Source organism: Streptomyces sp. NPDC127038 (genome assembly GCF_042725875.1).
Taxonomy (GTDB): Bacteria; Actinomycetota; Actinomycetes; order Streptomycetales; family Streptomycetaceae; genus Streptomyces.
Window position 1 is genome coordinate 18,814 of sequence record NZ_JBHXDQ010000065.1, and the last position, 19,756, is coordinate 38,569.

Consider the following 19,756-nt stretch of genomic DNA (forward strand, 5'->3'; position numbering starts at 1 on the left):
TCAGATGACTGCGATTTCTCTCGGCATGCCGTCCGTCCCGACCAAGCTGGCCGAGCGCCGCAAGACCCGGCAGATCCAGGTCGGGACCGTCGCCGTGGGTGGAGACGCACCCGTCTCGGTGCAGTCGATGACGACCACGCGTACGTCGGACATCGGCGCGACGCTCCAGCAGATCGCCGAGCTGACCGCGTCCGGCTGCCAGATCGTGCGGGTCGCCTGTCCCACCCAGGACGACGCCGACGCGCTCGCCACGATCGCCAAGAAGTCCCAGATCCCCGTCATCGCGGACATCCACTTCCAGCCGAAGTACGTGTTCGCCGCGATCGACGCCGGCTGCGCGGCCGTCCGCGTCAACCCCGGCAACATCAAGCAGTTCGACGACCAGGTCAAGGAGATCGCGCGGGCCGCCAAGGACACCGGCACCCCGATCCGGATCGGCGTCAACGCGGGCTCCCTCGACAAGCGCCTGCTCCAGAAGTACGGCAAGGCCACGCCCGAGGCGCTCGTGGAGTCCGCGCTGTGGGAGGCCTCCCTCTTCGAGGAGCACGACTTCCGGGACATCAAGATCTCGGTCAAGCACAACGACCCGGTCGTCATGGTGAACGCCTACCGCCAGCTCGCCGCGGCCTGCGACTACCCGCTGCACCTCGGCGTCACCGAGGCGGGACCCGCCTTCCAGGGCACCATCAAGTCGGCCGTGGCCTTCGGCGCCCTGCTCTCCGAGGGCATCGGCGACACCATCCGCGTCTCGCTGTCGGCCCCGCCGGTCGAGGAGGTCAAGGTCGGCCTCCAGATCCTCCAGTCGCTGAACCTGCGCCAGCGCGGCCTGGAGATCGTCTCCTGCCCGTCCTGCGGCCGCGCCCAGGTCGACGTGTACAAGCTGGCCGAGGAAGTCACCGCCGGCCTCACCGGCATGGAGGTCCCGCTCCGCGTCGCCGTCATGGGCTGTGTCGTCAACGGCCCCGGCGAGGCCCGCGAGGCCGACCTCGGTGTCGCCTCCGGCAACGGCAAGGGCCAGATCTTCGTCAAGGGCGAGGTCATCAAGACCGTCCCCGAGTCGAAGATCGTCGAGACCCTGATCGAAGAGGCGATGAAGCTCGCCGAGCAGATGGAGGCCGACGGAGTCGCCTCCGGCGAACCGTCGGTGTCCGTGGCGGGCTGACGCCCCGGCTCCCAGCAGTCCCTTACGAGGCCCCCGGGCCCCGCGCCTTCCGACCCCCCGATCCGACACCGGACGGCTGGGGCTCCCGGCAAGGCGCGGGGCCCGGGGGCCTCTGCCACTCCGACACCCGGCCGAACGCCCCGGGCTCCGGCATTCACCGGGCGCCCCGGCCTGGCCGCGCCCCGGCTGCGCCCCGACGGCTGCCGCTTCCCGGCATGCGCTGCGTCCTGGCGTGCGTCGAGTCGGTGCGCCGCGTCCCGGTGGTGTTGGCCGCGCCCGGCGTCGCCCCCGCCCGGCGTCCCGCCCCGGTCCCTCCGACAGGCGCGTTCCGGGGACGGGCGCGACGATGGGGCGGAGCGCCGGACCGTACGGTCCCGGCGCGGCTTTCCGCAGGCACGGACGAACGGCGGGGCGGGGTGTTGGTCCGAGCCCAGGTGACCGCACGGCCCCTGTCACGCGACCCACGGCCGGTGCGCCCGGCCCAGGAGGCACGCCATGACCGCTGACCGAGCAGTACCTAAAACGCCTCGCCCGCAGGGTCTGGCCGGCCAGACGGTCGTGGTGATCGGGGCGAGCGCCGGCATCGGACGGGAGACGGCCCGCCAGGTACGCGCCGACGGCGGGCACCTGGTCCTCGTCGGCCGGAACCCGGAACGGCTGGAGGAGGCCGCACGGGAACTCCAGCCGGTCGGCACGGCCGCGTTCGACGCGAGCGACACCGCCCGCCTCGCGGAGTTCTTCGAGAACCTGCCCGGCCCGGTCGACCACATCCTCCTCACCGCGGGCAGCCCCGCCTACATGCCCCTGGACGACATGGAGGTCGACAGGGCGAGCCGTGCGTTCGCCCAGCGCCTGTCCATGACACTCGGCGTCGCCCTCGGCAGCAGGGACAAGGTCCGGGCCGGCGGCACCCTGATCTTCATCGGCGGCACCGGCGGCCGCCGGCCAGGACCCGGCATGTCGATCGTCGGCGCCATGACCGCGGCCCTGCCCGCCCTCACCGCCAACCTGGCCCTCGAACTCGCACCGATCCGGGCCAACCTCATCGCCCCCGGATTCGTCGACACCCCCCTGTCCGCCGCGCTGCTCGGCGACCGGCTGGAGGAACGCCGGGAGGAACTGCGCCGGACCCTGCCCATCCGCCGGGTCGTGGGACCCGAGGACGTGGCGGCGCTCGCCGTCCACCTCATGGTCAACGAAGCACTCACCGGCGCGACCTTCGACGTGGACGGCGGCCAGCAGCTCGTCGCCCGCTGACCGCACGGCACGGGCCGGACCGTTCCGCCGGTACGAGGGGCGGCGGGGCACAACCTCGCCAGGTACAGTGCGGAGATCAGCAGATCCCAGGGTGAGGCCCCCGCACGTGTTGACCCAGACCACCACCAGGGTCCTCGAACCGAGTGACCTGGACGCCGCGCTCGCCGTCCTCGGCCGCGAGCCGGTGGCGAACGCCTTCGTCACCTCCCGAGTACAGGTCGCCGGGCTCGACCCGTGGCGGCTCGGCGGAGAGATGTGGGGCTGGTACGAGGACGGCATGCTCCAGTCCCTGTGCTACGCCGGCGCCAACCTCGTCCCGATCTGCGCCACCCCCCGCGCCGTCCGCGGCTTCGCCGACCGTGCCCGCAGAAGCGGCCGCCGCTGCTCCTCCATCGTCGGACCCGCCGAGTCCACCGCCCAGCTGTGGCGGCTCCTCGAACCGAGCTGGGGCCCCGCCCGCGACGTCCGCGCCCACCAGCCGCTGATGGTGACCGACCGGCTGCCCGCGGGCATCACCCCGGATCCGTACGTCCGCCGCATCCGCAAGGACGAGATGGAGACGATCATGCCGGCCTGCGTCGCCATGTTCACCGAGGAGGTCGGCGTCTCCCCGCTGGCCGGCGACGGCGGACTGCTCTACCAGGCCCGGGTCGCCGAGCTCGTCGGCTCGGGCCGCTCCTTCGCCCGCCTCGACCAGGACGGCAACGTCGTCTTCAAGGCGGAGATCGGCGCCGCGACCGCGGAGGCCTGCCAGATCCAGGGGGTGTGGATGGCCCCCGAGCACCGCGGCCGGGGACTGGCGGCCCCCGCCATGGCGGCCGTGCTGCGCTACGCCCTCGCCGACGTCGCCCCGGTCGTCAGCCTCTACGTCAACGACTTCAACACCGCGGCGCGGGCGACGTACCGCCGCGTGGGCTTCCAGGAGGCCGGCGCGTTCATGAGTGTCCTGTTCTGACGCCGGGAGCGGGCCCGCCCGCACCTCACGCCTCACACGGTCCGCCAGGTAGTCTCCCGGCATGCTGCGCTTCCCCGGTCACGGCCACCGCCGGTTCGACGACGTGGTCATCGGCCCGCTGGATCTCGCCGCGCGCGTCGACGAGGCGCTCGCCGTGCAGGCGCTCGCGTTCGGGCTCGGCGCCGACGAGATCGCCGTACGACGCCAGATCGTGCTGCGCCACCTCACCTGCCCGGGAGCACGCGCGCTGGGCGCCACCACCGCCGACGGACGGCTCGTGGGATTCGTCTACGGCATGCCGAACGACCGCGCCCACTGGTGGTCCACCGTCGTCGAACCGTATCTGCGGGCCCAGGGCCACGACGGCTGGCTCGACGACTCCTTCGTGATCACCGAACTGCACGTCCACCCCCGCTTCCAGAACCGGGGCGTGGGACGCACCCTGATCACCGCCATCACCGACACGGCGACCGAGCCCCGTTCGATCCTCTCCGCGATCGACATCGACAGCCCGGCCCGCGGCCTGTACCGCTCCCTGGGCTACGAGGACCTCGCGCGCCGGGTCCTGTTCCCGAGCGCCCCCAAGCCGTACGCGGTGATGGGCGCCCCCTTGCCCCTCCGACACCCCTAATGGATTTCCGGGGACGGCCGCCGCCCGGATAACCTCCAGACATCACCCTTACGCAGCAGGAGTCGAGAACCATGGCCCAGGTCCAGCGCATGTCCCGTTTGATGGTCAAGACATTGCGTGACGACCCGGCGGACGCCGAGACGCTCAACCACAAGCTGCTCGTCCGCGCCGGCTACGTCCGCCGCAACGCCGCGGGCATCTGGACCTGGCTGCCGCTCGGCAAGAAGGTCCTCGACAACATCTCCCGCGTGGTCCGCGAGGAGATGGACGCGATCGGCGCCCAGGAGGTCCTCCTCCCGGCCCTGCTGCCCAAGGAGCCCTACGAGGCCTCGGCCCGCTGGGAGGAGTACGGCGACCTGCTGTTCCGCCTCAAGGACCGCAAGGGCGCCGAGTACCTGCTCGGTCCCACGCACGAGGAGATCTTCACGCTGATCGTGAAGGACCAGGTGGCCTCGTACAAGGACCTGCCGGTCATGCTCTACCAGATCCAGACGAAGTACCGCGACGAGGCCCGTCCCCGCGCCGGTGTGCTGCGCGGCCGCGAGTTCCAGATGAAGGACTCGTACTCCTTCGACATCACGGACGAGGGTCTCGCCGAGTCCTACCGGCTGCACCGCGAGGCCTACCAGAAGATCTTCGCGCGTCTGGGCCTCGACTACCGCATCGTGTCCGCCGTCTCCGGCGCCATGGGCGGCTCGGCCTCCGAGGAGTTCCTCGCGCCCGCGCCCGCAGGTGAGGACACCTTCGTGGACTGCCCGGCCTGCGACTACGCCGCCAACACCGAGGCCGTGACCTTCAAGCTCACGCCCGTCGCCGGTGAGCACGGCGCGGTCGAGGAGCTGGACACCCCCGACACCCCGACCATCGAGACGCTCGCCCAGCACCTCGGCGTGCCCGCCTCGGCGACGCTGAAGAACCTGCTGGTCAAGATCGACGGCGAGATCGTGGCCGTGGGCGTCCCCGGCGACCGCGAGGTCGACCTCGGCAAGCTCGGCGAGCACCTGGCCCCGGCCGTCGTCGAACTCGTCACGGCCGAGGACTTCGTGGGCCGCGAGGACCTCGTACGCGGCTACGTGGGCCCGCAGGGCCTGGAGAAGGTCCGCTACATCGCCGACCCGCGCGTGGCCCCCGGCACCGCCTGGATCACCGGCGCCAACAAGATCAACACGCACGCGAAGAACGTCGTGGCCGGCCGTGACTTCGAGGTCGACGACTACCTCGACGTGGTCGTGGTGGAAGAGGGCGACCCCTGCCCCAAGTGCGGCGCCGGCCTCAAGCTGGACCGTGCCATCGAGATCGGCCACATCTTCCAGCTCGGCCGCAAGTACGCCGACACCTTCGGCCTCGACGTCCTCGGGCAGCAGGGCAAGCCGGTCCGCGTGACCATGGGCTCGTACGGCATCGGCGTCTCCCGCGCCGTCGCCGCGCTGGCGGAGCAGTCGGCCGACGAGCAGGGCCTGTGCTGGCCCAAGGAGATCGCTCCCGCCGACGTGCACGTCGTCGCCGCGGGCAAGGCCCTCCAGACCGAGCTGGCGCTCGACGTCTCCGAGCAGCTCGGCGCCGCGGGCATCCGGGTCCTGGTCGACGACCGCGCGGGCGTCTCCCCGGGCGTGAAGTTCACCGACGCGGAGCTCATCGGCGTCCCGAAGATCCTGGTCGCGGGCCGCCGTTCGGCCGAGGGCGTCCTGGAACTGAAGGACCGCCGCACCGGCGAGCGCGAGGAACTGACCGTCGAAGAGGCGATCGCCCGCCTCACGGCCTAGCCGACGACCCGAGCGGCGCCCCGCACCCCGGACAGGGTGCGCGGCGCCGCTCGGTCGTTTCCGTGAACCCGTATGGCCGTGAACCCGTAAAGCCGTGAACCGTGAACCCGTGCAGGGGACGAGCTCAGAGCCAGCCGGCGAACTCCAGGAGCAGTTCGGCGTCCTGGGCGCGGCCGACCCGGCCCGCCCGGACGCCCGACTCGACGGCGCGGAACAGGGTCCAGCCGCGCAGCCGCGCCTGGTCCACGTCCAGGGACTCGGCGAGCCGCTTGATCCGCCGGCGGGTGATCGACGCGCCCGAAGGAGAGGCGATGAGGTCCTCCACCCGGTCGCGGACCAGCCGGGCCAGGTCGAACGCGCACTCCCCGACCACCGGGTCGGGCCCCACGGCCAGCCACGGCAGCCGCTCGGCGGCGAGCACCTTGCTCTGGCGGAACGTGCCGTGCAGCAGCCGTGCCTCCGGCGGGTCGGCCAGCAGCTCGTCGCGGGCCGCGAGGGCCGCGTCGACCAGATCCCTGACCCCGGCCCCTGCCTCGCCCGCCGCCGTGGCCCGCATGGCCTCGGCCTGCCGTCCGGTCCGCTCCGCCACGGTCTCGAAGCCGGAGTCCGGGGGCGGCTCGACCCACAGCCGCCGCAGCGTCCCCGCCGCCTCCAGCAGGGCCTTCGCCTCCGGCAGCGACCGCACCGACACGTCCGGGTGCAGCCGCTCCAGCAGCAGGGCGCCGTCGGCGGACGCGTCCTGCCCGACGCCGTCGGAGTCGAGCAGCCGGACCGCGCCGAGCCCGTCCCAGTGGGCGAGCGCGGCCCGCTCGCTCCGCGGACGCGCCCGCGCGGGCGCCAGCTTCAGCACCGCGGGCGTGCCGTCGGCCCGCCGCACCAGCACGACCAGACTGCTGCGCCCGCCCGGCGCCTGCACCCGTTCCACGGTCAACTCGCGTACGGCGACGGCCTGTCGGGCCAGCCCGGGCAGGCTCTCCAGCCACTCGTCGGCCTCGTCGGCGCCTTCCGGCCCGCTCCGGCGGGTCTCGCCGAGTGCCCGGAGAAGGCGCTGCGGCGGTTCGAAGGCCATGCGCGAGTCCATGCGCGAGATGTTTCCTTCCAGGTCGCGTTACGTCGGCGAGGGTGCCGTCGGGGACGGGGTGGCCGCCCGCTCGGCGAGCCCAGGGAAGGCTACGCTCTCGCCGCTCCAGCGCACGGCGCGCACCGCGGCCTCGCGCAGCGCCCCGGCCGCCATGCGCCGCCGGTCGCCGGTGGCGGCGCGCACGAGGTCGGAGTACACGTCGGCCACCCGCTCCTCCAGGTCGGCCGCGAACCGTATGGCCGCGGCGGTGTCCGTCACCGGGAACGGCAGCATGTACGCGGCCGACGCGGCCTCGGGCGCGGCGCCCATGTCCCTGACCGCGCGCGTGAGTTCGTCGCGGCGCGCCCGGTGGGCGTCGTACGCCGACCGGGCGTCCGACTGCCGGGCCGCGCCGATCCTGGCGCCCACGACGCCGTAGCCGTAGACGGCCGCGTGCTCGGCGCCCAGCGCGGCCTGAAGGGCCGTGAGCTCCGCTTCCTCGGTCCTGCTCCGCTTGCTCACTTCGCCGCCTTCGTCAGCAGGAACGCGTGGGCCGCGCCGGCCGCCGCCACCGAGGCGAGCAGCCGGGCGAGTTCGCCGGGGACGTGCACCAGCGCCTGTGTCCGCTCGTCCGCGAGCGCCAGTTCGGCGGAGGCCAGTTCGGCGAGCGCGTCCTTGGGCCGGGCAGGCACACCGGAGGCCCCGCCCGAAGCCGAGGCCGAGGCCGAACTCGAAGCGGACGGCGACCCCGAAGCGGACGACTCGGAAGCCGGACCCGAAGCCGGACCCGACGCGGACGGGGATCCGGTGGAGGACGCGGAAGCCGATGCAGATGCCGGCGCCGTAGGTGAGGCGGCCGCCGAAGCGGACCCCGACGGAGCCGCCGTCGCTCCCGCGCTGCCGCCCCCGAACGCCTTCGCGTGCCGGACGACCTCCGCCCGCAGCGGACCGAGCCGCTCCGCCAGCTGCGGATGCGCGGCGATCACCGCGGTGTACCGGTCGGAGAGGGTCGAGCTGTCGCGGGCCGCACGGGCGCGGGTCCGGTCCGCGAGCGACGGGCTGCCGCTCGTGGTGTCGCCCGACGACTCGGGAGCGGCGGAACAGCCCGCGAGCGCGAAGGCACCCGCGGCGGCCGCGAGCAGGGTCCTTCGGCGCGGACCCGACGGGGTGCGCGACGGCAGGGGGAACGACACGGCAGACGTCCTCGGAGGGCTCGTACGAATGTATGGGCGAACTGCCCGTGATCACGGTACCCGCGCATCGGCCGAACACGGCCCAGCGGCTCTCCTCCAACTGTCCCCGGCCCCGTTCGGCGCGGTCCCGCCGGGGTCCCGGGGCGCCGCCCCGCCCGCCCGGTGGACGGCAACACCCCCCGCGACCGGATACCCTTTGAGCTGACACGCGACCAACCCACAACAGCACACGCGGCCGAGGAGTCACCCGGATGAGCACGACCCAGAGCGAGAGGCTTCGAGAACTCCTGGATCCGCTCGTGACCTCCCAGGGACTCGATCTGGAAGAGATCGAAGTCGAGGCCGTAGGCCGTAAGCGTGTACTGCGCGTCGTCGTCGACTCCGACGAGGGCGCCGATCTGGACGCGATCGCCGATGTGAGCCGCGCGCTCTCGGCGAAGCTCGACGAGACCGACGTGATGGGTGCCGGTGAGTACACCCTCGAGGTCGGGACCCCCGGTGCCGAGCGCGAGCTCAAGGAGCACCGTCACTACGTACGCGCCACCGACCGCCTGGTGAAGTTCCAGCTGGCGGAGGACGGCGAACTGCTCGCCAGGATCCTGCGGGTCGAGGACGACGGTCTCGACGTCGAGGTGCCGGGCGTGAAGGGGCGCAAGCCCACCGCCAGGAAGCTCGCCTTCGGAGACATCGTCAAGGCCCGCGTCCAGGTCGAGTTCAACCGCAAGGACAAGAAGGAAGAGGAGGCGTAGCCGTGGACATCGACATGAGTGCCCTGCGGGGTCTGGTGCGGGAGAAGGAGATCTCCTTCGACCTGCTGGTCGAGGCGATCGAGTCGGCCCTCCTCATCGCCTACCACCGCACCGAGGGAAGCCGCCGGCGCGCGCGCGTGGAACTCGACCGGTCGACCGGTCATGTGACCGTGTGGGCGAAGGAGGACCCCGCCGACCTGGAGGAGGGGCAGGAGGCCCGCGAGTTCGACGACACCCCCTCGGGGTTCGGCCGGATCGCGGCGACCACCGCCAAGCAGGTCATCCTCCAGCGTCTGCGGGACGCGGAGGACGACGCGACCCTCGGCGAGTACGCGGGCCGCGAGGGCGACATCGTCACCGGTGTGGTCCAGCAGGGCCGCGACCCGAAGAACGTGCTCGTCGACATCGGCAAGCTGGAGGCCATCCTGCCCGTGCAGGAGCAGGTCCCCGGCGAGACCTACGAGCACGGCCTGCGCCTGCGCTCGTACGTCGTACGGGTGGCCAAGGGTGTCCGCGGTCCGTCCGTGACCCTGTCCCGTACGCACCCCAACCTCGTGAAGAAGCTCTTCGCGCTGGAGGTGCCGGAGATCGCCGACGGTTCCGTCGAGATCGCCGCCATCGCCCGTGAGGCCGGCCACCGCACGAAGATCGCCGTCCGGTCCAACCGCAGCGGCCTGAACGCCAAGGGCGCCTGCATCGGCCCGATGGGCGGCCGGGTGCGCAACGTGATGGCCGAGCTCAACGGCGAGAAGATCGACATCGTCGACTGGTCGGACGACCCGGCCGACATGGTGGCCAACGCGCTCTCGCCGGCCCGTGTCTCCAAGGTCGAGGTCGTCGACCTCGCGGCCCGCTCCGCGCGGGTGACGGTCCCCGACTACCAGCTGTCGCTGGCGATCGGCAAGGAGGGCCAGAACGCCCGCCTCGCCGCGCGCCTCACCGGCTGGCGGATCGACATCCGTCCGGACACCGAGCAGCCCGACGGGCAGCGCGGGGAATAGACCGGGAATAGATCCGGCCCGCGCGTCGCTTACATCACGACAACAACCGTTCGATTCTTGCCCCAAAGGGGTGAGGTCGGTACGGGGAGGTAGACTTAACAGTGTCTGGCCGGACGCGAGCCCGCGCATGCCCTGAACGCACCTGTGTGGGGTGCCGGGAGCGAGCGGCCAAGAGAGACTTGCTGCGCATCGTGGCGGTCGAGGGTGAAGGTGTCCCCGATCATCGCGGTACGCTGCCTGGTCGGGGTGCGTACGTGCACCCCGTTCCGGTCTGTCTCGATCTGGCGGTCCGCCGCCGGGCGATCCCACGGGCGCTGCGCGCCCCGGGACCGCTCGACACCGCGGCGTTGCGCCTCTACGTCGAGCAGGCAGCACCGTAAGAAGCGTCGTACGGAACCCCCGTGCGGCCCTGGTATTCCGCGAGTTGGAAGTAGGTCGAGATTGCGATGAGCACTCGATGAGCACGCGATGAGTACGCCCATGAAGTAGCGACGGTCCGGACGCAGACCCGGACCTAAAAGGAGCGAAGTGGCTAAGGTCCGGGTATACGAACTCGCCAAGGAGTTCGGCGTAGAGAGCAAGGTCGTCATGGCCAAGCTCCAAGAACTCGGTGAATTCGTCCGTTCGGCGTCCTCGACGATCGAGGCCCCCGTCGTACGCAAACTGACAGATGCCCTCCAGCAGGGCAACGGTGGCGGCAAGGCCGCCCCGCGCAAGGCTGCCCCGGCGAAGCCGGGCGCCCCCTCCCCGGCGCAGGCTGCCCGTCCGGCCGCCCCGCGCCCGCCGGCCCCGAAGCCGGCCGCGGCCGAGAAGCCCGCGGCCGCTCCGGTGACCCCGGCCGCCTCGGGCCCGCGCCCGATGCCCGGCCCCAAGCCGGCCCCGAAGCCCGCTCCGGCGGCTCCGGCTCCGGTCGCGGCCGAGTTCACGGCGCCCCCGTCGGCGCCGGCCGCGCCGCAGCAGCAGGCCCCCTCGGCTCCGGCCGCGGGTCCCCGTCCGGGCGCCCCGCGTCCCGCCGGCCAGGCCCCGCGTCCCGGTGCCCGTCCGGCCGGTACTCCCGGCCAGGGCGGTCAGGGCCGTGGTGACCGTCCCGAGCGCGGCGACCGTCAGGGCGCCCCGCGTCCCGGCGGCCAGGCCCCGCGTCCGGGTGGTGCCCGTCCCGCGGGTCCCCGTCCGGGCAACAACCCGTTCACCTCTGGTGGCTCCACCGGCATGGCGCGCCCGCAGGCGCCCCGTCCCGGCGGTGCCCCGCGTCCCGGTGGCGCCGGTGCCCCCGGCGGCCCGCGCCCGCAGGGTGCCGGCGGCCAGGACCGTGCTCCCCGTCCGCAGGGCGGTCCCGGCGGCGCCCCGCGTCCGCAGGGCGGTCCGGGCGGTGCCCGTCCCACCCCGGGCGGCATGCCCCGTCCGCAGGCCCCGCGTCCCGGCGGCGGTCCGGGCGGTAACCGTCCGAACCCCGGCATGATGCCTCAGCGTCCTGCCGCGGGCAGCCCGCGTCCCGGCGGCGGCCCCGGTGGCCGTGGTCCGGGTGCAGGCGGCGGTCGTCCGGGCGGTCCCGGCGGCGGTCGTCCCGGCGGCGGCTTCGCCGGTCGTCCGGCCGGTCCCGGCGGTGGCGGCGGCGGCTTCGCCGGTCGTCCCGGTGGTCCCGGTGGCGGTGGCGGCGGCTTCGCCGGCCGTCCGGGTGGTCCCGGCGGTGGCGGCGGCGGTCGTCCCGGCTTCGGCGGTCGTCCGGGTGGTCCCGGTGGCCGTGGTGGCACGCAGGGTGCGTTCGGCCGTCCCGGCGGTCCCGCGCGTCGCGGTCGCAAGTCGAAGCGGCAGAGGCGCCAGGAGTACGAGGCCATGCAGGCCCCGTCGGTCGGCGGCGTGATGCTGCCTCGCGGCAACGGACAGTCCGTCCGCCTGTCGCGCGGTGCCTCCCTCACCGACTTCGCGGAGAAGATCAACGCCAACCCGGCGTCGCTCGTCGCCGTGATGATGAACCTCGGCGAGATGGTCACTGCCACGCAGTCCGTCTCCGACGAGACCCTCCAGCTGCTCGCCGGCGAGATGAACTACGTCATCGAGATCGTCAGCCCGGAGGAGGAGGACCGCGAGCTTCTCGAGTCCTTCGACATCGAGTTCGGCGAGGACGAGGGTGGCGAGGAGTTCCTCGTCGCGCGTCCGCCGGTCGTGACCGTCATGGGTCACGTCGACCACGGTAAGACCCGCCTTCTCGACACCATCCGCAAGACGAACGTCGTCGCGGGCGAGGCCGGCGGTATCACCCAGCACATCGGTGCGTACCAGGTCACGACCCAGGTCAACGACGAAGAGCGCAAGATCACCTTCATCGACACCCCGGGTCACGAGGCGTTCACCGCCATGCGTGCCCGTGGCGCGAAGTCGACCGACATCGCGATCCTCGTGGTGGCGGCCAACGACGGTGTGATGCCCCAGACGATCGAGGCGCTGAACCACGCCAAGGCGGCCGACGTGCCGATCGTGGTCGCGGTCAACAAGATCGACGTCGAGGGTGCCGACCCGACCAAGGTGCGCGGACAGCTCACCGAGTTCGGTCTGGTGGCCGAGGAGTACGGCGGCGACACCATGTTCGTCGACATCTCCGCCAAGCAGGGCCTCAACATCGAGAGCCTGCTGGAGGCCGTGGTCCTGACCGCGGACGCCTCGCTCGACCTGCGGGCCAACCCGGAGCAGGACGCGCAGGGTATTGCGATCGAGTCCCACCTCGACCGCGGCCGCGGTGCCGTCGCGACCGTCCTGGTCCAGCGAGGCACCCTGCGGGTCGGCGACACCATGGTGGTCGGCGACGCGTACGGCCGTGTCCGCGCGATGCTCGACGACAAGGGCGAGAACGTGGAAGAGGCGGGTCCCTCGACCCCGGTCCTCGTCCTCGGTCTCACCAACGTCCCGGGCGCCGGCGACAACTTCCTCGTCGTCGACGAGGACCGCACGGCGCGGCAGATCGCCGAGAAGCGGGCGGCGCGCGAGCGCAACGCCAACTTCGCCCGCCGGGGTGTCCGGTTCTCCCTGGAGAACCTGGACGAGGCCCTCAAGGCCGGTCTGGTGCAGGAACTCAACCTCATCATCAAGGGCGACGCGTCCGGTTCGGTGGAGGCTCTCGAGTCCTCGCTGCTCCAGCTCGACGTCGGCGACGAGGTCGACATCCGTGTCCTGCACCGCGGTGTGGGTGCGGTCACCGAGTCCGACATCAACCTGGCGACCGGCTCCGACGCCATCGTCATCGGCTTCAACGTCCGCGCTGCGGGCCGCGCGGCGCAGATGGCGGAGCGCGAGGGCGTCGACGTCCGGTACTACTCGGTGATCTACCAGGCCATCGAGGAGATCGAGGCGGCCCTCAAGGGCATGCTCAAGCCGGAGTACGAGGAGGTCGAGCTCGGCACGGCGGAGATCCGCGAGGTCTTCAAGTCGTCCAAGCTGGGCAACATCGCCGGTGTCCTGGTCCGCTCGGGCGAGGTCAAGCGCAACACCAAGGCGCGCCTCGTCCGCGACGGCAAGGTCATCGCGGAGAACCTCAACATCTCCGGGCTGCGTCGCTTCAAGGACGACGTCACCGAGATCCGCGAAGGCTTCGAGGGTGGTATCAACCTCGGAAACTTCAACGACATCAAGGTCGACGACGTCATCGCGACGTACGAGATGCGCGAGAAGCCGCGCTCGTAAAGCGGTTCCCAGGCTGGCCGGCGGTGAGCAGTCACCGCCGGCCAGCCTGGCTTTTGCCGGATCACACGATTCCCCGCGTCCCTTCCCGGGGCGCGGGGAACTGTGTGACCGGGCCCGGAAACCCCGTCGAGCGAGCCGACGGTTCGTTGTACGGTTCTGATGTCCCTGCCAAGCGCTTTGGCAGGCCGTCTACCCCGTACCGGCGGGACATCCGGTTACACATGTATGTGGGGACGCTGTCCTTCGATCTGCTCCTCGGCGATGTTCACTCGCTCAAGGAGAAACGCTCTCTCGTCCGGCCGATCGTCGCCGAACTCCAGCGGAAGTACGCGGTGAGTGCCGCCGAGACGGGCAACCAGGACCTTCACCGCAGGGCGGAGATCGGCCTGGCGGTGGTCTCCGGGGACACCGCGCACCTGACCGACGTACTGGACCGGTGCGAACGGCTGGTCGCGGCCCGACCGGAGGTGGAACTGCTGTCGGTACGACGCAGGCTCCACAGCGACGAAGACTGACGAAGACCGACGCAACACGCAAGGCGAAGAAGGAGACGGACCAGTGGCCGACAACGCGCGGGCGAAGAGGCTGGCGGACCTCATCCGAGAGGTGGTGGCCCAGAAGCTGCAACGCGGGATCAAGGACCCGCGGCTCGGCACTCACGTCACCATCACGGACACCAGGGTCACCGGGGACCTCCGGGAGGCCACCGTCTTCTACACGGTGTACGGGGACGACGAGCAGCGTGCCGAGGCGGCCGCGGGCCTGGAGAGCGCCAAGGGCGTACTCCGTTCGGCCGTCGGCGCGGCGGCGGGCGTGAAGTTCACGCCGACGCTGACGTTCGTCGCGGACGCCCTCCCGGACACCGCCAAGACCATCGAGGACCTGCTCGACAAGGCACGGGCCTCGGACGCGAAGGTGCGCGAGGTCTCGGCCGGTGCCGCCTTCGCGGGCGACGCCGACCCGTACAAGAAGCCGGGCGAGGACGACGAGGACGACGAGGACGACTCGGCTCGATGACGCAGAAGACCAAAACGCCCGACGGGCTTGTCATCGTCGACAAGCCGTCGGGCTTCACCTCGCACGACGTGGTCGCCAAGATGCGCGGGATCGCCAGGACCCGCCGCGTCGGCCACGCGGGCACCCTCGACCCCATGGCGACGGGCGTGCTCGTCCTCGGGGTCGAGAAGGCCACCAAGCTCCTCGGGCACCTCGCGCTCACCGAGAAGGAGTACCTCGGCACGATCCGGCTCGGCCAGAACACGCTGACCGACGACGCCGAGGGCGAGATCACCTCCTCCGCGGACGCCTCCGGCGTGAAGCGGGACGCGATCGACGCCGGGGTGGCCAGGCTGACCGGCGCCATCATGCAGGTGCCGTCCAAGGTCAGCGCCATCAAGATCGACGGCGTGCGCTCGTACAAGCGGGCGCGCGAGGGCGAGGACTTCGAGATCCCGGCCCGCCCGGTGACCATCTCCTCGTTCACGGTGTACGACATCCGTGACGCGGTCGCCGAGGACGGCACCCCGGTGCTCGACCTGGTCGTCTCCGTCGTCTGCTCCTCGGGCACGTACATCCGGGCGATCGCCCGCGACCTCGGCGCCGACCTCGGCGTCGGCGGCCACCTCACGGCCCTGCGCCGCACCCGCGTCGGCCCGTACAAGCTGGACTCCGCGCGCACCCTCGACCAGCTCCAGGAGGAGCTGACCGTGATGCCGATCGCGGAGGCGGCCGCGGCCGCGTTCCCGCGCTGGGACGTGGACACCAAGCGGGCCCGGCTGCTGCTCAACGGCGTCCGGATCGAGATGCCCGACGAGTACGCGGGCAACGGCACCGTCGCCGTCTTCGACCCCGAGGGGCAGTTCCTCGCGCTGGTCGAGGAGCAGAAGGGCAAGGCCAAGAGCCTGGCCGTCTTCGCCTGAGCACCGCGCGCCCCCGGCGGGCGCGCGGCACGGCGCGGCACGGCGCCCGTGGAGCGGCGGTCACGGGGTCTCGTGCCCGCCGCTCGACGGTCCCCCTCGGTTCCCCCACCCAAGGGTGTATCCATCCGACCTGCCGTATTCACCCCATCGGGCGGGCGCTCGGAGTGAACCGGGGGAGTAGACGGGGGCGCGTTTCCCGCACGATCTGTCCCGCTGATCAACTCGCCCCTACCGTCGGACGCAGGAGCGCGGCGGGGAGGTTCGGGTATGGCGGGGCGAGGCCCGCGGACCGGTTTCGCAGGGACGGCGGGCGGATCCGGGGGAACGGGGTACGACGACACGGCCGACGGAGCCGTGCGGACGGGGGACGACGCCCTCGTACGCCTCTGCGACCTGGCCGGCCGTCCCCGCGGCACGGGTTTCGCCGCCGACCACGACGGCACGGTCGTCACCAGCCACGAGGCCGTCGAGGGCCTGGACGGGCTCGTCCTGCACGCCCCCGGGGGCCGCGCCCGCGTGCTGGGCCCCGACGCCGTCACCCCCCTGCCCGGCCTCGGTCTGGCCCTGGTGCACACCGAGGGGCTCGGCCTGGTCCCGCTCCCCGTCACCGTGCGGGACCGCGTCGCGACCGGCACGTACGTCAGACTCGCCGCGGGCGGCTGGCGCGAGGCGCGGGTGCTGGACTCCTCCGCCGTGACGTACACGGCCGACGGCCGCACCCATCTCCTGGACGGCGCACTGGAGTTGGCGATCGGAACGGCGGGCGCGGACGCGCTCAGGCCGGGCGGCGGAGCGTCCGGCGGACCGGTCCTCGACGCCAGGACCGGCGCGGTCGTGGCGGTCGTCTGCACCACCCTGGTCGCCCGCACCCCTTCCGGGGACACCCCGGCGGTCCAGCGCGCACCCGGCCTCGCCGTCCCCCTGCGCGCCGCCGCGGGACCGCTCGCCGAACTGCTGGCCCGCAACACGGCCACCGTGCCCGCGTACGGCGACGATCTGAACCTCGCCGCCGCCCTCGAACTCACGGCGACCTCGGTCGGCTCGGACGGACCCCGCCCGCCGGTCGCGTCCGGGACCGCCGGCCCGTACCCCGGAATCGTCGAACGGGACGACGTTGCGCGGGAGTTGGCGTCCTTCGGGAACGGCCGGGCCCTCGTCCTCGGGCTCGTCGGCCCGCCCGGCAGCGGCCGTACGACGGAACTCGCCGCCCTCGCCGCCCGCCGTCTCTGGGGCCGCGCACCGGCCCCCACCCTGTGGCTGCGCGGCGCCGACCTCCGCGCCGACGACACCTCGGTCGCGGACGCCGCCACGCGCGCACTGGAGCGCGCCGGGCGGATCGTGGCCGCGTCCCGGCGCGATCCCGGCGAGTCCGGCGCCGCCCGGCGGTCCCGGGCCGCGGCGAGCGTCCTGCCGCCCGAGGGCTACGACGGTGAACTCGGCGACATCGCCCCGGACCGTCTCGCCGGCCCGGCCGACGCCGCAGGCCGTCCCCTCCTGCTCCTCCTGGACAGCCCGGAGGAGATGCCCCCCGAACTGGCCCACCGGCTCCCCGACTGGACCGGGGCGACGGCCGCGTGGCTGACGGAGACCGGCGCCCGCCTGGTGATCGCCTGCCGCCCCGAGCACTGGGAAGCGGCGGGCGCGGAATTCCCCGCGGACCTGCTGCACCGCCCGGCGCCGGGTCCGGCCGACCCGTGGGCACCGGACCCGGACGGCCGGACCGTCCCGGCCCCGGGCGGAGCCCTGCCTCCCTGTGTCCCGCTCGGGGAGCTGAGCGAGGATGAGGGGCGGCGGGCGCGGTCGGGAGGCGGGATCCCGGAGGGCGTTCTCGCCCCGGGCGACGCCAACCGTCCGCTGGTGCTCCGGCTGCTCTCCGAGGTGCTGGCCGCGCCCGTCGACCCGCCGCCGCGGTCCGCCACGGCACCGGGGGCCGGACCGCTGGACCGCGACGACGTGTTCGCCGCCCACCTCGACCTGATGTGCCTGCGCGTCGCGGTCCGGCTCGCCGACGCGAACGGGCTGCGCGGCACCGCCGTGCGACGGCTCGCGGCCCGGGTCTCCGGCCAGGTCCACGAAGCGGCGCGGCGCTGTCTGGGCCCAGGGCAGGGCCGTCTGGACCGGGCCTCCTTCGAGAGCGTGTTCCCCTGGGGGCCCGCCCGGGGACGGCTCGCGGGCATCACCGGCTGGGCGTCCGCCGTCCTCACCGAAGGCCTCCTGGTCCCCGCGGGCGACGGCTACCGCTTCGCCCACGAGGAACTCGCCGACTGGATCCAGGGCTCCCACCTCGACCTGACCGCGGCGCTCGACAGCCTGGTCCACCGAGCCCGAGGTCGAGCCCGTGACCGAGCTACAGCGCGACGAGGTGCCGGCTCGGGGTCCGGCCTGGGGTCCGGCAGGGGCTGCGACTCCGGGACCGGCACAGACATCGGCCCAGGCCCGGGTCCAGGCATCGGCACGGGCTCCCGGAGCCGCGGCGGTTCCGGGACCGGCAGCCGTTCCGGCGCGGGTACGGGCTCTGCGACCTCGATCGGCACGGGTTCCGGGGACGCGGTCGGAGGCGGCTCAGGGACGGGTTCCGCCATCGTGACGGGCACAGGTCCCGGCCCGGGGAGCAGCTCCGTAACGGGTACGGGTACGGGTACGGGTGCCGGTGCCGGTACGGGCTCCCGGCTCGGTTCCGACCCCGGCGCAGACCCCGTTCCCGTGCCCCGCCACAGGATCGGCCCCGTCGTCGAGGCCCTGCTCCTGTCGGCCCGTCACCAGGACACCGCCGAACCGGCCCTCCGCCTGGAGGACCTCGTCCACGCGGTCGACGAACTGCTCCCCGAGGCGCCGGACCGGGACACCGCCCCGCACGGCCCGACGCCCGGCGCCCGTCCGGCCTCCCCTTCGCCGCGGGCGGACTCCCTCTGGTGGGCCACCCGCCTGCTGACCACCGCCCTGCTCCGCGTGCCCGACGCCACCCCGTACACCGGTGCGCTGCGGCTCCTCACCGAGCGGATCGTGGCATGGCGGCAGCGGGGCCGGGCCGTCCCGGAGGAGTTCGGCCCCGCTTTCTGGGTCGCGCTGCCCGTCCCGGACACGGAACGCTTCGATCTGCTCCGGCGCCTGGTGGTGGCCGACCCCCGCCGCGCCCCGGCCGCCGAGCCTCCGTGCCCGGGCGGGACCCCCGCCGCCCCGCGCCACCTCGACACCGTCTCCCGTCTCCTCGCCGCCGACCCCATCGCCGTACACCGTCACCTCACCCGCTGGTTCGACGACGAGCGGCCCCTGCCCGCCACACCGAACGCGACCGTGGCGACGGCCGCCCAGGCACTGCTGTACGCGCACCGGCGGCGCGCCCCGGACGACCTGGCCGAGGCGCTGACGGCCGCCGCGCACCCGCGGGGCGACGAACTGCTGGCCGTGCTCGCCGAGGAGGAGCCCTCGGCCGTGTGCCGGGCGGTCGACCGGTGGGCCCACGACGAACGGCCGGCGCGCCGCGCGGCGGCGGTCGCCCACGGCCTGCGGGCGGCACCGTTCGCGCCCACCCCGGCCGACCGGGAACTGCTGCGCGGGGCCGCCCTCGCCGTGCTCGCCCGCCCGGCGGACCGCGCCCTGCACGGCGCGGCGCTCGGCATCCTCGTACGGGATCCGCTCACGCGCGGCCGCTCCCTGCCGCAGGCGCTCGAACGCTTCGCGGCCGCCGATCCCCGGCTGCCGCCGGGCGCGCTCGCCGCCGCGCTCACCACCGATCCTGAGCCCGTGCTCGCCGCGTTCCGCGACCGCCTGCTACGGGTCGGCCCCGACACCGCCGAACTGCTGCGCGCCCTCGCCGACGTCACCACACCCGCGCTGGCCCGCCCCGTCGCCGCCCTGGTCCGGGAGACCGTGGAGGCGTGCCCCGCGGCCGCCGCCTGCACGGCCGCGGACGTCGACCGGCGCATCGACCACGCGAACGCCTCGCACGAGGTGCTGTTCCACCTGGTCGGCGCCCTGCTGGAGACCTGCGGCCGGTCGGTGCGCGGCGCGCTCGCGCAGGTCCTCGCGACCCCGGGCGAACCGGCGTCGGCCCCGTTGCGGCGCGAACTGCTCGATCTGCTGCTGGCCCACGAGCGCGATCCGGTCGTCCTCGACACCGTGCTGAGGGCCGCCGCCGACGGCCTCGGCCGCAGGGGAGAGGCCGCCACGCGCGAACTCGTGCACCGCGTCGGACTCCTCCTCGTCCGCACACCGGCCGGGGCCACCGCCTTCGACCGCGGCCTGACCGACCTGGCCCGGCGCGTCCCGGGGTTCGCCGTCCTGGTGGCCGGCTGGGTGACGGGCGACCCCCGGACCTGGTCCGGCCTGGTCGGCCCCGGCACCCGCCACACCATCGAGAGCCTGACCGGGGCGAGGGCTCCCGTCTGAAC

16 protein-coding genes are annotated in these 19,756 nt (G+C 73.4%); 13 read left to right on the forward strand and 3 right to left on the reverse strand.

Features of this window, described 5'->3' with window-relative positions:
- The first annotated feature begins 4 nt into the window (after positions 1 to 4).
- The 5 genes from ispG (at position 5) to ACFWI4_RS32865 (ending at position 5,768) form a co-directional block, all read left to right on the forward strand.
- The gene (ispG, locus tag ACFWI4_RS32845) at positions 5 to 1,162 is read left to right on the forward strand and encodes a flavodoxin-dependent (E)-4-hydroxy-3-methylbut-2-enyl-diphosphate synthase (protein WP_339131929.1); all 1,158 of its coding nucleotides are present in this window, start codon (positions 5 to 7) and stop codon (positions 1,160 to 1,162) included.
- A 495-nt stretch (positions 1,163 to 1,657) separates the two neighbouring features.
- Complete coding sequence (locus ACFWI4_RS32850; RefSeq protein WP_387203786.1) at positions 1,658 to 2,419, forward strand: SDR family oxidoreductase; 762 nt, start codon at positions 1,658 to 1,660, stop codon at positions 2,417 to 2,419.
- Between the two features lie 106 nt (positions 2,420 to 2,525).
- Positions 2,526 to 3,374 (forward strand): GNAT family N-acetyltransferase, encoded by an 849-nt coding sequence (locus ACFWI4_RS32855; protein ID WP_387203789.1) that lies wholly within the window; start codon positions 2,526 to 2,528, stop codon positions 3,372 to 3,374.
- Between the two features lie 61 nt (positions 3,375 to 3,435).
- Positions 3,436 to 4,005 (forward strand): GNAT family N-acetyltransferase, encoded by a 570-nt coding sequence (locus ACFWI4_RS32860; protein ID WP_385408866.1) that lies wholly within the window; start codon positions 3,436 to 3,438, stop codon positions 4,003 to 4,005.
- Positions 4,006 to 4,076: 71 nt separating this feature from the next.
- Positions 4,077 to 5,768, forward strand: a complete 1,692-nt coding sequence (locus ACFWI4_RS32865) for a proline--tRNA ligase (RefSeq protein ID WP_387203793.1) — start codon at positions 4,077 to 4,079, stop codon at positions 5,766 to 5,768.
- A 124-nt stretch (positions 5,769 to 5,892) separates the two neighbouring features.
- Here ACFWI4_RS32865 and ACFWI4_RS32870 read toward each other — a convergent pair whose 3' ends face one another.
- Genes ACFWI4_RS32870 through ACFWI4_RS32880 form a run of 3 tightly spaced genes read right to left on the reverse strand, consistent with a single transcriptional unit; the run spans position 5,893 to position 8,021 of the window.
- Complete coding sequence (locus tag ACFWI4_RS32870; protein WP_387203836.1) at positions 5,893 to 6,837, reverse strand: aminoglycoside phosphotransferase family protein; 945 nt, start codon at positions 6,835 to 6,837, stop codon at positions 5,893 to 5,895.
- Between the two features lie 39 nt (positions 6,838 to 6,876).
- A complete protein-coding gene (locus ACFWI4_RS32875; RefSeq protein ID WP_385408862.1) occupies positions 6,877 to 7,350 on the reverse strand; it encodes a ferritin-like domain-containing protein in 474 nt (157 codons plus the stop codon).
- A complete protein-coding gene (locus tag ACFWI4_RS32880) occupies positions 7,347 to 8,021 on the reverse strand; it encodes a hypothetical protein (protein ID WP_387203796.1) in 675 nt (224 codons plus the stop codon). The genes ACFWI4_RS32875 and ACFWI4_RS32880 overlap by 4 nt, the downstream gene beginning before the upstream one ends.
- A gap of 251 nt (positions 8,022 to 8,272) precedes the next feature.
- Here ACFWI4_RS32880 and rimP point away from each other — a divergent pair, with 251 nt between their 5' ends.
- The 8 genes from rimP (at position 8,273) to ACFWI4_RS32920 (ending at position 19,754) form a co-directional block, all read left to right on the forward strand.
- Positions 8,273 to 8,770 (forward strand): ribosome maturation factor RimP, encoded by a 498-nt coding sequence (gene rimP, locus ACFWI4_RS32885; RefSeq protein WP_387203799.1) that lies wholly within the window; start codon positions 8,273 to 8,275, stop codon positions 8,768 to 8,770.
- A 2-nt stretch (positions 8,771 to 8,772) separates the two neighbouring features.
- Positions 8,773 to 9,771, forward strand: a complete 999-nt coding sequence (gene nusA, locus ACFWI4_RS32890) for a transcription termination factor NusA (RefSeq protein ID WP_385408856.1) — start codon at positions 8,773 to 8,775, stop codon at positions 9,769 to 9,771.
- Positions 9,772 to 9,872: 101 nt separating this feature from the next.
- The gene (locus ACFWI4_RS32895) at positions 9,873 to 10,151 is read left to right on the forward strand and encodes a YlxR family protein (protein WP_385408854.1); all 279 of its coding nucleotides are present in this window, start codon (positions 9,873 to 9,875) and stop codon (positions 10,149 to 10,151) included.
- Positions 10,152 to 10,299: 148 nt separating this feature from the next.
- Positions 10,300 to 13,446 carry a translation initiation factor IF-2 gene (gene infB / locus ACFWI4_RS32900; protein ID WP_387203803.1) on the forward strand — a complete coding sequence of 1,049 codons (3,147 nt, stop codon included), beginning with the start codon at positions 10,300 to 10,302 and terminating at the stop codon, positions 13,444 to 13,446.
- 221 nt (positions 13,447 to 13,667) lie between these two features.
- Positions 13,668 to 13,961 (forward strand): DUF503 domain-containing protein, encoded by a 294-nt coding sequence (locus ACFWI4_RS32905; protein ID WP_385408850.1) that lies wholly within the window; start codon positions 13,668 to 13,670, stop codon positions 13,959 to 13,961.
- A gap of 43 nt (positions 13,962 to 14,004) precedes the next feature.
- Positions 14,005 to 14,463: a 30S ribosome-binding factor RbfA gene (rbfA, locus tag ACFWI4_RS32910; protein WP_387203806.1), complete on the forward strand. Its 459-nt coding sequence runs from the start codon at positions 14,005 to 14,007 to the stop codon at positions 14,461 to 14,463.
- A complete protein-coding gene (gene truB, locus ACFWI4_RS32915) occupies positions 14,460 to 15,365 on the forward strand; it encodes a tRNA pseudouridine(55) synthase TruB (RefSeq protein WP_387203809.1) in 906 nt (301 codons plus the stop codon). The genes rbfA and truB overlap by 4 nt, the downstream gene beginning before the upstream one ends.
- A gap of 267 nt (positions 15,366 to 15,632) precedes the next feature.
- A complete protein-coding gene (locus ACFWI4_RS32920) occupies positions 15,633 to 19,754 on the forward strand; it encodes a serine protease (RefSeq protein WP_387203812.1) in 4,122 nt (1,373 codons plus the stop codon).
- Positions 19,755 to 19,756 lie beyond the last annotated feature (2 nt).

What these genes read in the sequence shown, in the direction of transcription:
- ispG (WP_339131929.1), top strand. Translation starts at nt 5, where the DNA reads ATGACTGCGATTTCTCTCGGCATGCCGTCCGTCCCGACCAAGCTGGCC.
- ACFWI4_RS32850 (WP_387203786.1), top strand. Translation starts at nt 1,658, where the DNA reads ATGACCGCTGACCGAGCAGTACCTAAAACGCCTCGCCCGCAGGGTCTG.
- ACFWI4_RS32860 (WP_385408866.1), top strand. Translation starts at nt 3,436, where the DNA reads ATGCTGCGCTTCCCCGGTCACGGCCACCGCCGGTTCGACGACGTGGTC.
- ACFWI4_RS32865 (WP_387203793.1), top strand. Translation starts at nt 4,077, where the DNA reads ATGGCCCAGGTCCAGCGCATGTCCCGTTTGATGGTCAAGACATTGCGT.
- ACFWI4_RS32870 (WP_387203836.1), bottom strand. Translation starts at nt 6,837, where the DNA reads ATGGCCTTCGAACCGCCGCAGCGCCTTCTCCGGGCACTCGGCGAGACC.
- rimP (WP_387203799.1), top strand. Translation starts at nt 8,273, where the DNA reads ATGAGCACGACCCAGAGCGAGAGGCTTCGAGAACTCCTGGATCCGCTC.
- ACFWI4_RS32905 (WP_385408850.1), top strand. Translation starts at nt 13,668, where the DNA reads ATGTATGTGGGGACGCTGTCCTTCGATCTGCTCCTCGGCGATGTTCAC.
- truB (WP_387203809.1), top strand. Translation starts at nt 14,460, where the DNA reads ATGACGCAGAAGACCAAAACGCCCGACGGGCTTGTCATCGTCGACAAG.
- ACFWI4_RS32920 (WP_387203812.1), top strand. Translation starts at nt 15,633, where the DNA reads ATGGCGGGGCGAGGCCCGCGGACCGGTTTCGCAGGGACGGCGGGCGGA.